This window comes from Streptomyces acidiscabies (assembly GCF_020010905.1).
Classification (GTDB): Bacteria; Actinomycetota; Actinomycetes; order Streptomycetales; family Streptomycetaceae; genus Streptomyces; species Streptomyces acidiscabies.
This window is the reverse complement of record NZ_JAGJBY010000001.1, coordinates 1,007,672-1,022,388: the sequence shown is the minus strand read 5'-3', so window position 1 is coordinate 1,022,388 and position 14,717 is coordinate 1,007,672. Positions and strand designations below refer to the sequence as shown.

Sequence of the window (14,717 nt, the reverse complement as noted above, 5' to 3'; positions counted from 1 at the left end):
AGACCAGCAATGAGACCACCGACAGCCGGGCGGCCCGCGCGCGACGCCGCGTCCCGTTGAACGACAAAGGCCAGGTCAGAGGTGCATCTGACCTGGCCTGGAAGAGAGCCCCCTGTCGGATTCGAACCGACGACCTACGCATTACAAGTGCGTTGCTCTGGCCAGCTGAGCTAAGGAGGCGTGATGTACGCGACTGCGTACGCGACCCGTGCAGTGTACCCAAGCCGATCCGCCGCCCCGGCGAAAATTTCCGCGAAGTTCACAGTCCCCCAGGTGCTGACATACCGGAAAACGCGAGGTAGCGTCCTGAGGCAGTCCACCCGTGGACTACACCACCACCTTCCTACAACGGATCGTCCGGCACGTTCCTGCCGGTAGAAGGGGGCCTAGCACCATGGCCACTGTGTCTTTCGACAAGGCGACCCGGATCTACCCGGGCACCGAGAAGCCCGCCGTCGACGGGCTCGACATCCACATCGAGGACGGGGAGTTCCTGGTCCTCGTCGGCCCGTCCGGCTGTGGAAAGTCGACCTCCCTGCGGATGCTCGCGGGTCTTGAGGACGTCAACGGCGGAGCCATCCGCATCGGCGACCGCGACGTCACGCACCTGCCGCCCAAGGACCGGGACATCGCCATGGTGTTCCAGAACTACGCGCTGTACCCGCACATGTCGGTCGCCGACAACATGGGCTTCGCCCTGAAGATCGCCGGCGTCCCGAAGGCGGAGATCCGCGCGAAGGTCGAGGAGGCCGCGAAGATCCTCGACCTCACGGACTACCTGGACCGCAAGCCGAAGGCGCTCTCCGGCGGTCAGCGCCAGCGTGTCGCGATGGGCCGCGCGATCGTGCGTGAGCCCCAGGTCTTCCTCATGGACGAGCCACTGTCGAACCTCGACGCCAAGCTCCGTGTGTCGACGCGTACGCAGATCGCGTCCCTCCAGCGCCGCCTCGGCATCACGACCGTGTACGTCACGCACGACCAGGTCGAGGCCATGACGATGGGCGACCGCGTCGCGGTCCTCAAGGACGGTCTGCTCCAGCAGGTCGACACCCCGCGCAACATGTACGACCGCCCGGCGAACCTCTTCGTCGCCGGCTTCATCGGCTCCCCGGCGATGAACCTCGTCGAGGTCCCGATCGCCGACGGCGGCGTGAAGTTCGGCAACGCGGTCGTCCCGGTCCAGCGCGACGCGCTCTCCGCGACCACCGACAAGACGGTCACGGTCGGCGTCCGCCCCGAGCACTTCGAGGTCGCGACCGAGACCGACAAGGGCCTCGTCGTCACCGTGAACGTGGTCGAGGAGCTCGGCGCCGACGCGTACGTCTACGGCACCGCCAAGGTCGGCGAGGAGTCCAAGGACCTCGTCGTCCGTGTCAGCGGCCGTGCCGTCCCGGAGAAGGGCTCCACCCTCTCCGTCGTCCCGCGTGCGGGCGAGACCCACGTCTTCTCCACCTCGACGGGCGCGCGCCTGTCGGACTGACGCGAGCTGGGTGAAGGACCCCGTGGCCGGAAGGTCGCGGGGTCCTTCCGCGTTCCCCCGAAAATCCCCGGCACTCCCGACTTTTCGGGCACGAACGTCAACCCTCTACCCAATAACCGCCACTTCATCGTCCCCCATCCGGGTGACTAAATGTCTCCAAATCATTACCGGGCGCTACCATCACTGGCGTGAAGCACTCGAAGCGCTCCGTGGAGCACACCACCACGCGGACGCGACGCGGCGGCCGGGGTCCCGCCCGCCGGATCGGTCGCTCCCTCGCCCTCGTCCTGCCTGTCGTCATGGTGCTCTCCGGGACCCTCGCGGTGACCCGGGTGAACTGGACCGGGGACCCGTCGGACTCGGTGCTGACCGCGTCCGACGTCTCCGCGCCACGCACCGGCCACGACAGCGTCGCCCGCGCCCCGCAGGACCTCCTGCGCGACCAGCTCCTCACGGAGCTCCAGCAGAAGGACCCCGGCATCGCCCTGACCCACCTCCAGCAGGCGGTCAACGGCAAGCCGGCGCTCGCGAAGCACTGCGCGTCCATCGCGCGGGCGCTGGGCCGCGCCGCCGTCCGGGCGTACGGTCCCAGTCGCGCCCAGTCCTTCTCCCGCCCCGTCTGTGACACGTCCTTCGCGTCCGGCGTCCTCGCGGCGCACACGAGCTGAGCCGACCGCACGCCGACCGCCGTACGCCGCCGACCGGCCCCGGGGACATGAACCCCCGGGGTCGGCCCATGCCCGCGTAAGAACCCCTTCCCCGCACCCCCCTCACCCCCGTCTCGTACAGTGCGGTCATGACCGACCCGCACGCCGCGTCGCGGCCCACGCAAGCCGTCATCCTCGCCGGGGGCCAGGGCTCACGTCTGCGCCCGTACACCGATGACCGGCCCAAGCCGATGGTCGAGATCCCGGGGACGGGGACGCCGATCATCGGGCACCAGCTGAACTGGCTCGCGGAGGAGGGGGTGACCGACGTCGTCGTCTCCTGCGGGCACCTCGCGGACGTCCTCCAGAAGTGGCTGGACGAGACCGACCTGCCGGTCACCGTCACCACCGTTGTCGAGCCCGAGCCGCTCGGGCGGGGCGGGGGGCTCCGGTACGCCGCGGCCCGGCTGCCGCACCCCGACCAGTCCTGGTACGCCACCAACGGCGACATCTGGACGCGGTTCTCGCTGCGGGAGATGGCCGACTTCCACACGGAACGCGACGCCGTGGCGACGATCGCGCTCGCGCGCCCCCGGATCCCCTGGGGCGCCGTCCAGACCGACGGCTTCGGCCACGTCACCGACTTCATAGAGTCCCCGCCCTCGACGTTCGAGATCAACGCGGGCGTGTACGTGTTCTCACCGGAGTTCGCCGAACTCCTCCCGGAGCGGGGGGACCACGAACGGAGCACGTTCCCCCAGCTCGCGCGGGAACTGAGGCTGGCAGGATTCCCGCTGCCGCAGGGCGCGTACTGGCGAGCCATCGACACGGCCAAGGACTTGACCGAGGCGGCCAAGGAGCTTTCGGCACTGGGGCGTTGACCGAGGCGGCACCCCGCGCGGGATGTGATCGCCCCCTAGTCCTCGAAGGCCCGGTTCAGTGCGGTGCTGAGCTGGGCCTTCGGCATGTTCAGCGCGTCCGCGTTGTCGATGTACTGGTCGATCGCGCCCAGCAGCGGCAGCGCGCGGATCGTCGGGTCGGTGATGGTCGCCGTGAGGGCCTCGGCGAAGCGGTCGGCGCGGAGGACTCGGAACGGGCGGGAGTGGTAGGGGCGGGTGGTGGGGTCGAGGGGGTCGGTGAGGCCGAGTGCGTTGTGCGCGGTGGCTATCTCCTCGTATGCGTGCGCCAGTTGGGCTTCCCGAATGGGCCAGTCGGAGGCGGTGAGGGTGGCTCGGAGTACGGGGGTGAGGCGGGCGCCGAGGGGTGTGCGGGAGAAGGCTGTGCCGAGCCACTTGCCGTACGGGGGATAGCGGCGGTCCATCAGGAGGCACAGCCGCATCAGGTCGCGGACCAGGCGGGCGGCGGTGACGGCGGAGCCCAGTTCGTCGCCCGCCTCTCCGCTGCGGCCCACGAACGCCTCTTCCTGCGCGACGCGTTGCCATTGCGCGGCCAGGACGTGGCGCCAGATGTCCGGCGGGTACCAGGAGAGGGCCTCGCGGGCGGGTACGAGGGTGTCGAGGCCGTCGTGGAAGACCTCGCCTGCCGTGGCCTCGGCCAGGCGTTGGGTCGGGGTCGTGAGCCAGTCCGCCGGGGTGACACCCCTCGTGGGGTCGAAGCCGAGGGTCCGGGTGAGCCAGGCGGGGAGGGTGGTGATCTCGACGCGGTGGTGGACGGGGCCGTCGGCCGGGGTCATGACGCGGATGTCGCGGTCGCCGTCGGTGCCGGTGAGGGCGAAGTGGGTGGAGTGGCCGAGGAAGGTCTTCGGGAGGTTCTCCGCTAGGTGGGCGCTCAGGACGTCATGGGCCGCGGGGTCGTCGTCGCGTACGAAGAGCTGGAGGCGCGGCCCCCACTCGTGGTCGGCGGAGCGGGGTGTGTCGTAGCCGAGGACCTCCGAGCCGGGGCCGATCCGGGCGGCCGAGTGGGGGAGGCCGGCAAGGAGGGGGCGGACGGCCTCGGCGTAGAAGCGGCGGGCCAGGGTGAGGCCGGGGAGGAAGGCTTGTCGCTCTGTTCTCGATGCCAAGGATCGGGCTGTTGTCGGGTCCAACGTGCCGTGTTTGCCGGGAGTTCCCGAGTCGTCACGCAATTTCCTGATCCTCCTCGTTCTTCGTGCCGCCGCCCTCAGGAACTCCGAAGTCGCCGCGCGATTTCCAGGTCCTCCTCGTCGAGCGGTTCGCCGTCCTCGATGTTCCAGAGGGAGTTCTCCAGGAGGCGGCCCAGGGTCCAGGCTCGGGCTCGGGCGCGGTCCAGGCCGAGGCCGGAGGTCATCGCGTCGAAGCGCCAGCGGATGTCGTCCGCGTCGAAGCGGTTGGCGATGGCGGGCCAGAGGTCGTAACCGGGGTCGCCGGCGAGGGGTTTGGGGTCGATGGCGAGCCAGGGCGCGCGGTCGGCGGCGAGGACGTTCTCGTCGTGGAGGTCCCAGTGCAGGAGCCGGTCGCCGGGCTCGTCGACGACCTCGGCGACGGCGGAGGCGCAGTCGGCGACGATACGGCGGTGCTCGGGGTCGGGGATGCGGGCCAGCGCGGCCGGCGTGCGCTCCAGCATGGACGCGGCGATGTCGGCGAGCCGCCGCATGCCCTGCGGCGCGGGCCCGGCGGTGAGGTGGGCGAGCAGCCCGGTGATGACTTCGACGGAGGTGTGGGCGTCGGCCACGCGCGCGAGCATGCGCGTGGGGTCGAGGCGTTCGAGGAGCATCGTCCCGGTGGCGTCGTCGAGGTCGAGGAGCCGGACCGCTCCGTCGCCGTCCCACAGCCGCAGGGCGACCGCCTCGCCCTCGCTCTCCTCGTCGAGGAGTTGCAGCTTCAGGACGGCGCGCAGGCCGTCCGTACGGACGACGGGCAGGATCAGCGCGCACATGCCGTGCATCGACGGTCCGTCGAGCCGCAGGTCCCAGCCTGCGAGGAACTCCTGCGCGAGCGCCGGCAGCCCTTCCAGGAAAGCCACTCCGGCCGCCCCGTTCGCCCTTTGCTGAGACTTCACTAATCCCTGCGGAATGTCGATCACCACTCGGACGATACTGAACCGCGTGAATCCGCTCATGCGAATTAAGCGCGGACTGCGGGCAGTCGGAAGGTACGTCCGGCGCTCCCCGGGGACGTACGTCTGGCTGGGCATCCTGCTGTTCACGACGGCCGCCGCGCACCGCATGTCGCCGCAGTTCGAGGAGGAGTTCCTGCGGCAGCGGTCGACGAACCTGCACGAGCTGTCGGACAACCCCGTGCGCGTGCTGCTCGCGAGCGCGATGTGGCTGGACGGCGGGTACTGGCTGCCGTACGCGGCGCTGTACTCGGTGGTCCACGCGCCCGTGGAGCGCTGGCTGGGGACCATGCGCTGGCTGGCCGTCGCGGCCGGCGCGCACGTGCTGGCGACGCTCATCAGCGAGGGGGCGCTCCTGGTCGCGATCGAGCAGGGGATCGCGCCGAGGTCGGCGATGAACACGCTGGACGTGGGGGTGAGCTACGCGCTGGCCGGGGTCGCGGCGGTCCTCACGTACCGCCTGCGGGCGCCGTGGCGGTACGTGTGGGCGGCGGGGCTCCTGGTGTTCTTCGCGGCGCCCATGGCGGTCACGCCGACGTTCACGGACCTCGGGCACTTCATCGCCGTACTGCTGGGGCTGGCGGCGTATCCGATGACCAAGGGACGACGGGATCCGAAGGGGACAGCCCTCGCCCGGACGGGCTAACGTCCGCGCATGGGTGCTTTCGCGAACGGCGGTGTCTCCTTCTGGTGGGCCGAGAACGGCCTCCCCCGGGAGCGCGATCCGCTGCCCGGGGACACGACCGCCGACGTCGTGATCGTCGGCGGCGGATACACCGGGCTGTGGACGGCGTACTACCTCAAGAAGGCCGACCCCTCGCTCGCGGTCACCGTCCTGGAGCGCGCGTTCTGCGGGTACGGCGCCTCCGGGCGCAACGGCGGCTGGCTGTACAACGGGATCGCCGGACGCGACCGGTACGCGCGCGTGCACGGCCACGAGGCCGCCGTACGGCTCCAGCGGGCCATGAACGACACCGTCGCCAAGGTCGTCGCGGTCACCGAGGCCGAGGGGATCGACGCGGACATCCACCGGGGCGGCGTCCTGGAGGTCGCCCGTACGCCCGCGCAGCTCGCGCGCCTGCGCGCGTTCCACGAGCACGAGCTGGCGTACGGCGAGACCGACCGCGAGCTGTACGGGCCCGCCGAGACGTCGGAACGGATCCGTATCGTCGACACGCTGGGGTCCACATGGACGCCGCACGGCGCGCGCGTGCACCCCGTCAAGCTGCTGACGGGGCTCCTGGAGACCGTCGTACGACTCGGCGTGACCGTCCACGAGGGGACGGCGGTGACGGAGATCCGTCCCGGACAGGCGGTCACTCCGTACGGCACCGTGCGCGCGCGGTACGTCCTGCGGTGCACCGAAGGGTTCACGTCCGAGCTGAAGGGGCAGCGGCGCACCTGGCTGCCGATGAACTCCTCGATGATCGCCACCGAGCCGCTGAGCGAGGCCCTCTGGGAGGAGATCGGCTGGCACGCGCGCGAGGCGCTGGGCGACATGGCGCACGCGTACATGTACGCACAGCGCACCGCCGACGGGCGGATCGCCCTGGGCGGGCGGGGCGTCCCGTACCGCTTCGGCTCGCGCGCGGACGCGGACGGCCGCACCCCCGGGGCGACGGTCGACGCCCTGCGCGCGGTGCTCACCGACTTCTTCCCCGCCCTGCGCGGCGTACGGATCGACCACACCTGGTCCGGCGTCCTCGGCGTCCCCCGCGACTGGTGCGCCACAGCCACCCTGGACCCCGCCTCCGGCCTCGGCTGGGCGGGCGGCTACGTCGGCTCCGGAGTCGCCACCACGAACCTCGCCGGCCGCACCCTGACGGAGCTGGTCCTCGGCGGGGACGGGGAGTTGAGCCGGTTGCCGTGGGTGGGACACCGGGTGCGGAAGTGGGAGCCGGAGCCGCTGCGGTGGGTGGGGGTCCGAGGGCTGTACGCGGTGTACCGGGCGGCGGACCGCAGGGAGCGGGAGATGCGGGCGGGGGCGGGGTCTTCGCGGTTGGCGCGGGTGGCGGATGTGGTGGCGGGGCGGGGGTGAGGAGGGCTCCGCGCGCGGGTGGGTCCGGCCCGCGCGCGGGGTCACGGTTCCAGGATCACCTTTCCCGTCGTCCTGCGGGTCTCCAGGGCCCGGTGGGCGGCTGCCGCCTCGGCAAGGGGGAAGCGGTGGACGGCCGGGGTGAGGTTGCCGGTCGCGGCTTCTGCGAGCGCCTGGGCTTCCAGGGTGCGGAGTGGGGTCTTCTCGAACATGGCCGGGCCCAGGACGTGCTGGGACAGGCCAGGCACCTCGTACGCCGTGCCGTCGGTGACTCCCTGGGAGGACCGGCCGAAGATCAGGTGTTGGCCGGTGGGGGTCAGGAGGGCCGTCGATTCGCGGGCCGCTTCGCCGCCTACGCCGTCGAGGACGATCGTGGCGCGGCGGGGGCCTAGGTAGGTGCGGAGGTGGTGGGGCCAGTCGGGGGTCGTGTAGTCGAGGGCGAGGTCGGCGCCGTTCGCGCGCGCCTGTGCGGTCTTCGCCGGGCCGCCTGCCAGGGCGATGACCGTGGCGCCCCGGTGTTTGGCGTACTGGACCAGGAGCGTGCCGAGTCCGCCCGCCGCTGCCGGGACGATGGCGATCGAGTCGGGGGTCAGGGTGGCGAACTGGAGGATGCCGAGGGCGGTGCGGCCGGTGCCGATCATGGCCACGGCCTGGGCCTCGTCGAGGGGGGCGGGGATCTCGTGGAGGCGGGTCACGTCCGTGACGGCGAGTTCGGCGTAGCCGCCGGGGGCGAAGCCGAGGTGGGCGACCACCCGGCGGCCCAGCCAGGTTCCGGCCACGCCCTCGCCGAGGGATTCGACCGTGCCGGCGACTTCGCGGCCCGGGATCGTCGGGAGGGTGACGGGGGTGGGGGCCGGGCCCTGGATGCCTTGTCTCAGGGCTGTGTCCAGGAGGTGGACGCCTGCGGCGCGTACGGCTATGCGGACCTGGCCGGGGGCGGGGTGGGGGTCGTCGGTGGGTTCGTAGGTGAGGTTCTCGGCGGGGCCGAAGGTGTGGAGGCGGATGGCGTGCACGGGTCCCCCTGAGGATGCCGGTTGTCCGGTGTTCTTGTCGTACGAGTTCTCCAGGCTTCGGCCTCAACCCCGCTTGAGGTCAAGGAGTTTGAGGTCAAGGAGCTTGTCGCCGAAGGCTCCGGTGGCGGAGTTATCCACAGGCGTTATCCACAGGCCAGGGGCGTTGTCAGTGGCGGGGTGCAGGATGGGGGCATGGCGAGCAACGGACGTGGCAGCGGCGGCAAGCGGGGCGGGGTCAAGGGGGCTCGGCGGCCCGAGCTGCGGCTGCCGGAGCTGCGGGAGTTCGAGGACGGGGAGGTGGAACCGGACGGGGATTACGACGGGATGGAGCTGAAGGAGCTGGACCTGGCGGGGCAGGACGGCGCGGGGGCGACGTTCATGGACTGCGCGCTGACGGGGTGCTCGCTGGACGAGACGCGGCTGAGGAACGCGCGCTTCCTGGACTCCCGGCTGACCGCGCCGCGCGGGGTGGGGACGGACCTCGCGGACGCGACGCTGCGGGACGTGGAGGTGATCGAGGCGCGCCTGGGCGGCACGCAGATGTTCGGGAGCGTGCTGGAGAGGGTGGTCGTACGGGGCGGGAAGATCGACTTCCTGAACCTCCGGCAGGCCCGTCTCAGGGATGTCGTTTTCGAAAACTGCGTTCTCGTCGAACCGGATTTCGCGGGCGCGCGTATGGAACGGGTGGAGTTCGTCGACTGCGCGCTCAAGGGCGCGGACTTCAGCGCGGCGACCCTGTCGGACGTCGATCTGAGGGGAGCGGTCGAACTGGGCATCACCGCCGGTGTGGACCGACTGCGCGGTGCCGTCATCAGTACGGCACAGCTGCTCGATCTAGCACCGGTGCTGGCGGGGGAACTGGGGATCAGGGTGGAGGAGTGACCGATGGGCACGTTTTACGGGAACGTACTGGTGGCGCGGCCGTGCCAGGAAGTGGTGCCGCTGCTCTCCGAGGAGACGGCGGCCGGCCGCCCCGCGATACGCGGGTACGCACTCGCGGTGGGGCCCAGCCACACCGTGATTCATCCCGCTGAGGAGACGGAGGCGCTGACCCTCGCGGAAGCGGTGAGCCGCCGCCTGTCCGTCCCGACGCTGGGGATGTACGTCTTCGACTCGGACGTACTGGTCATGCAGGTGTACGACGACGGCGAACTGCGGCACGTCTACGACTCGTGGCCGGGGTACTTCAGCGGGGAGCGGCCCACCGACGCGTGGACCCCCGAGTGGCCCGAGCCGCTCGGCGCCGCCCCCACCGCGTTCCTCCCCTTCGCCGCCGCGCCCCTCGACATCCCGGCGCTGGAGTCGGTGCTGCGCTGCGTGCCGCTCGCGCGGGAGGACGGCAAGGACGGGCGGTACGTGTTCGCGGACGCGCAGCATTACGACGTGATGGCGCTGCTGGGGCTGTCGGCGCCGAGGCTGAACACGGGGTACGGGGCGCTGTCGCAGGGGTACCTGCCGCCGGGGACGGCGTTGACGGAGCTGTGGCTGCTGGGTGGGGCGACGTTCTGGGCGGGGGGTGCGCCGGCGGGGGCGTCGGGGATGTGACGGGCAGTGCGGGGTGCTGATGCCGGGTTCTTCAGCGGCGCGTCGTTCAGGGGCGCGGGGCGCTGAGAGCGGGGGCATCGGTGGCGCGGGGCTGGGGCGCCGGTACGGGGCCGGGGGCGCGGGGCTGAGGCCAGCGGGTACAGGGCCGGGGGCGCGGGGCTGAGGCCGGCGGGGGCGCGGGGCTGGGTCGATCTGCGGCTCCGCCGTGTGGGCGCGACCGGCCCGTCAGCGGCTCCTCCTCCACCCGCATCCAGTCGGCTCCGCCGCGCGGGCGCAACCGGCCGCCATGGCATCGCAGCCGCACGGCACCTCAGCCGTATGGCACCGCAGCCGCCCGACGGCCTAGCCCGGCACTTTCCGCCGCCCCCGCCCCCGCCCCCGCAGGGGTCAGCTCAGCCGGGGAAACTTCGCCTGGAGGGTCCAGATCGCCGGGTTCTCCCCCAGGTCCTCGTGCAGATCCGTCAGGTCCGCGATCACGTCGTGCAGGAAGTCCCGCGCCTCGCGCCGCAGCTCGCTGTGGGAGAACGTCAGCGGCTCCTCCTCCACCCGCATCCAGTCCGCCTCGATGTCCACCCACCCGAACCGCCGCTCGAAGACCATCCGGTCGGTCGACTCGGTGAAGTCCAGCTCCGCGTACTGCGGCCGGGAGGCCCGGGACCCCGCCGGGTCGCGGTCGATCCGCTCGACGATGTCGCACAGCGCCCACGCGAAGTCGAGCACCGGCACCCACCCCCACGCCGTGGACACCTCGCGGTCCGCCTTCGTGTCCGCGAGGTACACGTCGCCGCAGAAGAGGTCGTGGCGCAGGGCACGGACGTCCGCGCGCCGGTAGTCCGTCTGCGGCGGGTCCGGGAAGCGGTTGGAGAGGGCATAGCCGATGTCGAGCACGCCCCGATGGTGTCATGGCCGCGTCCTAGGATCTCCGACATGTCCAGACGAAGCCGCGCCGCCGCCGTAGCCGTCCTCCTGCTCCTGGGCGGGTGCAGTTCCGAGGACGGCGACGACGCCGAGGGGGCGGCCGGTGTCGGGGACCCGTACTTCCCGAAGGCGGGGAACGGCGGGTACGACGTCACGCACTACGACCTGACGCTCGACTACGCCCCCGGGACGCGCCATCTCACCGGTACGGCGGTGATCACGGCGCGCGCGACCCGGCAACTCACCTCGTACCACCTCGACTTGACTGGTCTGGACGTCGAGAAGGTCACCGTCGACGGTGAACCGGCGCGGACGAGCCGCTCCGGGCAGGAGCTGACGGTCCGCCCCGCGAGCGGCCTCTCCGAGGGCAAGGTCTTCACGACGACCGTCCGCTACTCCGGCACACCACAGACGATCACCGACCCCGACGGGTCCGAGGAGGGGTGGCTCCCCACGGCGGACGGCGCGGTCGCGCTCGGGGAGCCCGTGGGGTCGATGGCCTGGTTCCCCGGGAACCATCACCCCTCCGACAAGGCGACGTACGACCTGAGAGTGACGGTGCCGGAGGGCCTTACGGCCGTTTCCAACGGGGAGTTGGTGAGCGAGAAGGCCGCCGGCGCGGGGCGGCGTACGTTCGTCTGGCGTACCGGGGAGCCGATGGCGAGCTATCTCGCGATGCTGGCGGTGGGGAAGTTCGAGGTGCGGCGTACGGCTGTTGACGGGCTTCCGGTGTACACGGCCGTCGATGCGACGCAGGTTGCCGCAAGTCGTGCGGTTGTGGGGCGACTTGGGGATGTTCTCGACTGGGCCGCGTACAACTTCGGGCCCTATCCCTTCCGTTCGGCCGGGGTTGTCGTCGGGCGGGCCGATGACGCCGGGTACGCGCTGGAGACGCAGAACCGGCCCTTCTTCCCCGGGCCGCCTGAACTCTCCATACTCGTCCACGAGTTGGCCCATCAGTGGTTCGGGGACTCGGTGACGCCCCGGACCTGGCGCGACATGTGGCTCAACGAGGGGTTCGCCACGTACGCGGAGTGGCTGTGGTCCGAGGATCACGACGGGGACACCGCTCAGGAGATCTTCGACGCCGTGTACGCCGGGGACTACTACGACGACGCCGAGGCGAACGAGGCGATCTGGGCGTTCGCGCCGGGTGATCCGCCTGGGGCCGACCAGATCTCCGATCCGCCCGTCTACATGCGGGGCGCCATGGTCGTACACAAGATCCGGCAGATTCTGGGGGACGACGCGTTCTACGACTTCGTGCAGGGGTGGACCCGTGAGCATCGTCATCTCGTCGTGGACACCGGGGAGTTGAAGGCGTACCTGGAGAAGGTGGCCCCGGGTGAGGACTGGGACGGGGTGTGGGAGCAGTGGGTGTACGGGAAGTCCAAGCCCTCTAGTTGACCAGCGGCTTCCTCAACACCGCGCACGGACGCTGGAGTTGGCGGTCCTTTCGGCGGTCGATGAGTTCGTAGCCGAGGGCTGTCCAAAAGGCCATGCCCTGCGGGTTGTTGTCGAGGACCGCCAGGCGAACTGCCGTTCGGCCCGCTGTGCGGAACGTGTCCTCCACCGCCTCCGCGATGCGGCGGCCGTGTCCCTTGCGGTGTTCGCTCACCATCAGGAGGCCGATCCAGGGGTCCGGGTCCTGGGGGTCGGGGTGGTGTGCCAACGTGACCGCGATACCGGTGAGTTGGCCCTCGCTGCGGGCGAGCAGGACCTCGGCGTCCGGGTTCGCGAGTTCGTCGGCCAGTTCCTTCGCGATCTGCTCCGGGCGGATGTCCGTGGGGTCAGGGAAGTCGCCGCTCAGGGCGAAGAAGGTCTCGTTCGCGGCGTACAGGGCGGTCAGTTCGGTGAGGATCGGGGTGGGGATGTCGTGGTCGGGGGTGAGCGGGAGGGGCGCGAGGATCATGCCGCGAGGGTAGTGGGGCGGACAAGGAAGACCCGGCAACCTTTCCCTCCGACGCGGCGACAGAGCAGCGACTCTCCCCCGCACGGAAAGGTCTCCCACATGAGCCGCAAAGCACTTCGCAGGCATCGGCGGCGTAACACCTCGCTGGCGGTCGGGCTGCCGCTCGTTCTGACCGCTACCGGGGTCTTCGTCTATGGGTACGGGAAGGGTGACGAGGCGTCCGCAGCGGCGCCGGGGTGGGCTGCGGTGGCAGCCGACGGGTTCGCCTCCGTCAACTCGCTTGGGCAGAACGGGACTTATGGCGGGCGGGACGGGAAGACCGTCACCGTCAGGACGCTCGCCGAGTTGGAGAAGTACGCGACCGCGAGTGAGCCGTACGTGATCGTCGTGGCCGGTGCGATCTCCATGGATCCGGTCGGGAAGGAGATCAAGGTCGCTTCCGACAAGACGATCGTGGGGTCCGGGACCGCCGGGCACATCGTCGGCGGTGGGTTCTTCCTGGGGCAGGGCGTGCACAACGTCATCATCCGGAATCTGACCATCAGGGATGCGTACCAAGGGACTTGGAACGACAAGGAGCACGACTTCGACGCCATCCAGATGGACGGCGCGCACCATGTCTGGATCGACCACAACGACCTGCGGCACATGGCGGACGGGCTGATCGACAGCCGTAAGGACACGACGTACCTGACCGTCTCCTGGAACAGACTCAGCCAGGAGAACAAGGCGTTCGGGATCGGCTGGACGGAAAACACGACCGCCGACATCACGATCCACCACAACTGGATCCGCGAGACGGAGCAGCGCAACCCTTCGACGGACAACGTCGCGCACGCGCACCTGTACAACAACTACCTTGAGGACGAGGCGAGTACGGCGATCACCTCGTCGTACGGGAACTACGCGCGCGGCAACACGAACATGGTGCTGGAGAATTCGTACTTCCAGGGCATGAAGAACCCGGTGATCAGGGACAGTTCGGCGACGCTCGTCCAGCGGGGGAACGTGTTCTCGGGGACCAGCGGGCGCAACGAGAGCGGTGGCGCGGGCGCCACGTGGGACCCGAAGAGCTACTACCCGTACACGCTGGACGCGACGGCGAACGTACCCGCGCTGCTCAAGTCCGGTGCGGGGCCGAGGAGTTCGATCGGTACGACGGCCGCCCTCAAGGCGACGACCCTGACCGTCGCCCAGGACGGCTCCGGTCAATACCGCACCGTTCAGGCCGCCGTGAACGCCGTTCCCGTCAACAACCCGGCCCGCGTGGTGATTTCGGTCAAGCCAGGCACGTACCGCGAGGTTGTGAAGGTCCCCGCGAACAAGCCGCACGTCACCATCCAGGGCTCGGGCGCCAGCCGTAAGGACACGGTCATCGTGTACGGCAACGCGGCGGGCATGACGAAGCCCGACGGTTCGGGGACGTACGGGACGCCCGGCAGCGCCACCCTCTCCGTCTCCTCGGACGACTCGCAGGTCAGGAACCTGACCGTCACCAACGACTTCGACGAGGCCGCGCATCAGGACATCGCGAACCAGGCGGTCGCGCTGCTGACGCAGGCCGACCGGGTCGTCCTCGACGGGGTGATCGTCAACGGGGACCAGGACACACTGGAGTTGGAGACCGCCGCGAAGGACAAGCTCGGCCGGGTCTACATCGCCAACTCGTACATCGTCGGGAACGTCGACTTCATCTTCGGCCGGGCAACTGCCGTGGTGGACAAGTCGGTCATCACCCTCAAGAAGCGCTGGAACGGCACCTCCGCCGGGTACGTCACCGCGCCCAGCACCGCCGCCGGGCGCAAGGGCATCCTCATCAACAAGTCCACCGTCAACGGCGATGTGTCCAACGGGAGTTACTACCTCGGGCGGAACTGGCACCCCGGCGGTGACACGACCGTCGACCCGCAGGCCACGGTTCGCGAGTCGACCCTCGGCGGCGGCATCAAGTCGACGCCGTGGACGGACATGGGCGGCTTCTCGTGGAAGGACGACCGGTTCGCCGAGTACCGGAACACGGGGGCGGGGTCGGGGGCGGCGTCCTCGGAACGGCCGCAGTTGAGCGACTCGCAGGCGGCGGGGCAGGAGGTCGCGGACTGGTTGGGGGACTGGACGCCGTCGGCTTCTTGAACTG

The 14,717-nt window shown here is 70.4% G+C and carries 14 protein-coding genes and 1 tRNA gene; 9 read left to right on the top strand and 6 right to left on the bottom strand.

Going from position 1 to position 14,717, the window contains the following annotated elements; translation table 11 throughout:
* Positions 1-106 precede the first annotated feature (106 nt).
* Positions 107-180: transfer RNA gene (locus J8M50_RS04985), tRNA-Thr, on the bottom strand.
* Between the two features lie 214 nt (positions 181-394).
* On the opposite strand from J8M50_RS04985, the gene J8M50_RS04980 reads away from it, so the two are divergent.
* The 3 genes from J8M50_RS04980 (at position 395) to J8M50_RS04970 (ending at position 3,008) form a co-directional block, all read left to right on the top strand.
* Complete coding sequence (locus J8M50_RS04980; protein WP_010355763.1) at positions 395-1,480, top strand: ABC transporter ATP-binding protein; 1,086 nt, start codon at positions 395-397, stop codon at positions 1,478-1,480.
* 209 nt (positions 1,481-1,689) lie between these two features.
* Entirely contained in the window at positions 1,690-2,148 is a 459-nt protein-coding gene (locus J8M50_RS04975) for a hypothetical protein (RefSeq protein WP_010355762.1), read from the top strand.
* Between the two features lie 128 nt (positions 2,149-2,276).
* Positions 2,277-3,008 (top strand): nucleotidyltransferase family protein, encoded by a 732-nt coding sequence (locus J8M50_RS04970; RefSeq protein WP_010355761.1) that lies wholly within the window; start codon positions 2,277-2,279, stop codon positions 3,006-3,008.
* Positions 3,009-3,043: 35 nt separating this feature from the next.
* On the opposite strand, the gene J8M50_RS04965 is transcribed toward J8M50_RS04970, so the two are convergent.
* Complete coding sequence (locus J8M50_RS04965; RefSeq protein ID WP_010355760.1) at positions 3,044-4,147, bottom strand: DUF4037 domain-containing protein; 1,104 nt, start codon at positions 4,145-4,147, stop codon at positions 3,044-3,046.
* Positions 4,148-4,245: 98 nt separating this feature from the next.
* Positions 4,246-5,163, bottom strand: coding sequence for an aminoglycoside phosphotransferase family protein (locus J8M50_RS04960; protein ID WP_063748092.1), 918 nt, complete (start codon positions 5,161-5,163; stop codon positions 4,246-4,248).
* On the opposite strand from J8M50_RS04960, the gene J8M50_RS04955 reads away from it, so the two are divergent.
* Together J8M50_RS04955 and J8M50_RS04950 are read left to right on the top strand one after the other, a co-directional pair.
* Entirely contained in the window at positions 5,162-5,806 is a 645-nt protein-coding gene (locus tag J8M50_RS04955) for a rhomboid-like protein (protein WP_100216807.1), read from the top strand. The two genes, J8M50_RS04960 and J8M50_RS04955, sit on opposite strands and share 2 nt — an antisense overlap.
* A 9-nt stretch (positions 5,807-5,815) precedes the next feature.
* Positions 5,816-7,198 carry an NAD(P)/FAD-dependent oxidoreductase gene (locus J8M50_RS04950; protein ID WP_010355757.1) on the top strand — a complete coding sequence of 461 codons (1,383 nt, stop codon included), beginning with the start codon at positions 5,816-5,818 and terminating at the stop codon, positions 7,196-7,198.
* Positions 7,199-7,239: 41 nt separating this feature from the next.
* Here J8M50_RS04950 and J8M50_RS04945 read toward each other — a convergent pair whose 3' ends face one another.
* Positions 7,240-8,208: a zinc-binding dehydrogenase gene (locus J8M50_RS04945; protein WP_010355756.1), complete on the bottom strand. Its 969-nt coding sequence runs from the start codon at positions 8,206-8,208 to the stop codon at positions 7,240-7,242.
* 192 nt (positions 8,209-8,400) lie between these two features.
* Here J8M50_RS04945 and J8M50_RS04940 point away from each other — a divergent pair, with 192 nt between their 5' ends.
* On the top strand, positions 8,401-9,090 hold the full coding sequence (locus J8M50_RS04940) for a pentapeptide repeat-containing protein (protein WP_010355755.1): 690 nt from the start codon (positions 8,401-8,403) through the stop codon (positions 9,088-9,090).
* A 3-nt stretch (positions 9,091-9,093) separates the two neighbouring features.
* A complete protein-coding gene (locus tag J8M50_RS04935; RefSeq protein ID WP_010355754.1) occupies positions 9,094-9,753 on the top strand; it encodes a hypothetical protein in 660 nt (219 codons plus the stop codon).
* A gap of 387 nt (positions 9,754-10,140) precedes the next feature.
* Here J8M50_RS04935 and J8M50_RS04930 read toward each other — a convergent pair whose 3' ends face one another.
* On the bottom strand, positions 10,141-10,641 hold the full coding sequence (locus J8M50_RS04930) for a hypothetical protein (protein WP_010355753.1): 501 nt from the start codon (positions 10,639-10,641) through the stop codon (positions 10,141-10,143).
* 39 nt (positions 10,642-10,680) lie between these two features.
* Between J8M50_RS04930 and J8M50_RS04925 the strand changes: the two genes are divergently transcribed.
* Complete coding sequence (locus J8M50_RS04925) at positions 10,681-12,078, top strand: M1 family metallopeptidase (protein ID WP_010355751.1); 1,398 nt, start codon at positions 10,681-10,683, stop codon at positions 12,076-12,078.
* Here J8M50_RS04925 and J8M50_RS04920 read toward each other — a convergent pair.
* Positions 12,071-12,583 (bottom strand): GNAT family N-acetyltransferase, encoded by a 513-nt coding sequence (locus J8M50_RS04920; protein WP_010355749.1) that lies wholly within the window; start codon positions 12,581-12,583, stop codon positions 12,071-12,073. The two genes, J8M50_RS04925 and J8M50_RS04920, sit on opposite strands and share 8 nt — an antisense overlap.
* 99 nt (positions 12,584-12,682) lie before the next feature.
* Here J8M50_RS04920 and J8M50_RS04915 point away from each other — a divergent pair, with 99 nt between their 5' ends.
* Positions 12,683-14,713: a pectinesterase family protein gene (locus J8M50_RS04915; RefSeq protein WP_010355748.1), complete on the top strand. Its 2,031-nt coding sequence runs from the start codon at positions 12,683-12,685 to the stop codon at positions 14,711-14,713.
* Positions 14,714-14,717 lie beyond the last annotated feature (4 nt).